Origin of the sequence: uncultured Meiothermus sp. (genome assembly GCF_937863175.1) — a bacterium.
In the GTDB taxonomy this organism is placed as follows: Bacteria; Deinococcota; Deinococci; order Deinococcales; family Thermaceae; genus Meiothermus.
Window position 1 is genome coordinate 1 of sequence record NZ_CALMCQ010000003.1, and the last position, 2,451, is coordinate 2,451.

At 57.0% G+C, this 2,451-nt stretch carries 4 protein-coding genes; all 4 read left to right on the forward strand.

Annotated elements, in window-relative coordinates; translation table 11 throughout:
* Positions 1–369: GyrI-like domain-containing protein (locus Q0288_RS00060; protein WP_299425286.1), on the forward strand; the 369-nt coding region annotated here is incomplete at its 5' end.
* 18 nt (positions 370–387) lie between these two features.
* Positions 388–1,107, forward strand: coding sequence for an ImmA/IrrE family metallo-endopeptidase (locus Q0288_RS00065; RefSeq protein WP_299425290.1), 720 nt, complete (start codon positions 388–390; stop codon positions 1,105–1,107).
* Between the two features lie 80 nt (positions 1,108–1,187).
* Positions 1,188–1,610 carry an NUDIX domain-containing protein gene (locus Q0288_RS00070; protein WP_299425292.1) on the forward strand — a complete coding sequence of 141 codons (423 nt, stop codon included), beginning with the start codon at positions 1,188–1,190 and terminating at the stop codon, positions 1,608–1,610.
* A complete protein-coding gene (gene tmpR, locus Q0288_RS00075) occupies positions 1,607–2,320 on the forward strand; it encodes a bifunctional dihydropteridine reductase/dihydrofolate reductase TmpR (protein WP_299425295.1) in 714 nt (237 codons plus the stop codon). Before Q0288_RS00070 ends, tmpR begins: the two co-directional genes overlap by 4 nt.
* The last annotated feature ends 131 nt before the right edge of the window (positions 2,321–2,451 follow it).

Below are 2,451 nucleotides of genomic sequence, written 5' to 3' on the forward strand. Positions count from 1 at the left end.
CGCTCTTCCGATCTGGCTTTGATTCCCAAGCGGCTTGCCCAGGGCAAGCCCTTCACGGTGTATCACAACTACGAGAGCGACAGCCAGGGTCCCTGCTCGGTGCTGGTGGGCTATCAGGTCATCGGTCCGGAGGACGTGCCGATGGGTTTTAGCGGCCTGAGCGTGCCAGCCGGACGGTATTTGATGTTTACCGCAGAAGGGCCAGGGCCGGAATCGGCGGTGCAGGCCTGGAGCTACATCAAGAGCTATTTCGAACAGCCTGGCACACCCCAAAGGGCGTATACTTTCGATTACGAGGTACACGATAACACTCAGCGGGTTTCGATTTTTGTGGCGATCAAGCAGGGTTTTGCCACCCGAATTCCCTAATTGAAAAACGGTAATGCTATGAACCTGAGACCCAGGGTAATCGAACTGGCGCAAGACTACCGCAAGGCTCACGCACCCCTCACACCCGAACGGCTGGCAGGGGGCATTGGTACGAGCCTCTCCTATGGCAAGTTGCCGGAGGGCAAGTTTGGGGCTTTGGTGCCGGAGAAAAGACATATTTTGATTGACCAGGACTCCACCCCCAAGCGCCAGCGTTTTACCCTGGCCCACGAAGTAATGCACTTTCTGATCCAGCAGGATGATGACCTGTTATCCGATCTACACGAGGCCTACGAGGGTAAGGAACTCGAGAACCAGCTCGAGGCGTTGTGCAACCTGGGGGCTGCCGAGATGCTCCTGCCCAGCGAAATTGTAGATACAGCCCTGGTCAAGAAAGGTCAAAGCCCCCGGCTGGTGCCCGTACTGGCCGAGGCCCAGCAGGTCTCGGAGGAAGTGGTCATTATTGCGCTGGCAGAACGTGGCCCCACCCCTTCGATTGTGCTGATGGCCGGCAGCAAACCCTTGCGGGTCTATTTCAGCGCTAAACACCCCCATATCTTTGATCGTGTGAGCCGGGGTACTGGCTTTCGCCGCGATGATCCGCTGGTGGTTGCGTTCGAGACCGGCCTGCCCCAAAAGACCAGAACCACCCTGCCCAACCATACCGTGCTGTATGGCCTCGAGGCCTACCCCCAGGGCGGACGGGTTTACGCAGTCTACAAAGAGTTGAAAAATTAGCCCAGGGTCGAGGGTTTATGGCAGTCTAACCTCGAGCACCTTTTGCTCCTGGCAAAAGACGTAGGCTAATAGACGTTTATATGGAGTCCAAACACCCCATCCCTACCGTCGGTGCGCTGGTGCGCGGCCCCTCAGGCAGGGTGCTGATTGTCCGAACCGCCAAATGGCAGGGCCGGTGGGGCGTACCAGGGGGCAAGATTGAATGGGGTGAACCGCTGGAAGCCGCACTAAAGCGCGAGTTTAGAGAAGAGGTGGGGCTCGAGCTCAGCAATATTCGTTACGCGATGCTTTTGGAGGGCAGGTTCGACCCCCAGTTTTACAGGCCCATGCATTTTTTGTTCATCAACTACTTCGCGGAAAGCCAGAGCGAAGCCATTACCCCCAACGAAGAAATCACCGAGTGGGCCTGGGTTGCACCGGAGGAAGCCCCCTCCTATCCCCTCAACAACATCACCCGCACTTTGATCGAGGGGTATCTGGCCTCCACCCAGGGACACGTATGAGCCGCGTGGCGCTGGTCACCGGCTCGGCCAGGGGTATCGGGCGGGCCATTTTGCTGGCCCTGGCCGAGAAAGGTTTTGATGTAGCAGTGCACTACCTGAGCAGCGAGGCCGAAGCCGAGCAGACCCGCCAGGATGCCGAAAAACTGGGTGTGCAGGCCATCAAGGTCGTGGCAGACGTAACCCGGGCGCAACCCGCACAGAACCTGATCCACACCGTTGCGGAGCAACTGGGGGGCTTACAGATTCTGGTCAATAATGTGGGGGATTACCTCAAAAAACCCATTGACCAGCTCTCTCCCCAGGAATGGCACAGGATGCTCGACTCCAACCTCAACGCACCTTTTTACCTGACCCAGACTGCCCTCCCCTACTTGAGCGAAACCGGGTATGGACGGGTGGTAAATATTGGTTTTGCGGGCGCTCAGAACTTGCTGGCATGTTCGGCAACTACGCCTTATGTGATCGCCAAAACCGGACTGATTATCTACAGTAAATCGCTGGCTAAGCATCTGGCTGCCCGAGGAGTGACGGTGAACGTAGTATCGCCGGGCGTAGCCGAAAACTCCATCTCCAGGCCGCTAGACGAGATACCCATGGGCCGCCTGGCAGGGCTGGAAGAGGTGGCTCGAGCAGTGCTCTTTTTTGTGGACGAGGACAGCGGGTATCTAACCGGACAGGTTGTAGAAGTTTCGGGAGGATGGAACCTGTGAGTCAGACCCAGTAGTGCTGCCGGGAGTGTACTGCCATCGGGTTGACTGCCATGTGCACAGTTACTTCGGAAAAACTGGTGTCCAGGTTACGTTCAGTTTTTGTATAAGATGACATCCTGTAGCAGTGCAGT

What these genes read in the sequence shown, in the direction of transcription:
- Q0288_RS00065 (WP_299425290.1), top strand. Translation starts at nt 388, where the DNA reads ATGAACCTGAGACCCAGGGTAATCGAACTGGCGCAAGACTACCGCAAG.
- tmpR (WP_299425295.1), top strand. Translation starts at nt 1,607, where the DNA reads ATGAGCCGCGTGGCGCTGGTCACCGGCTCGGCCAGGGGTATCGGGCGG.
- Q0288_RS00070 (WP_299425292.1), top strand. Translation starts at nt 1,188, where the DNA reads ATGGAGTCCAAACACCCCATCCCTACCGTCGGTGCGCTGGTGCGCGGC.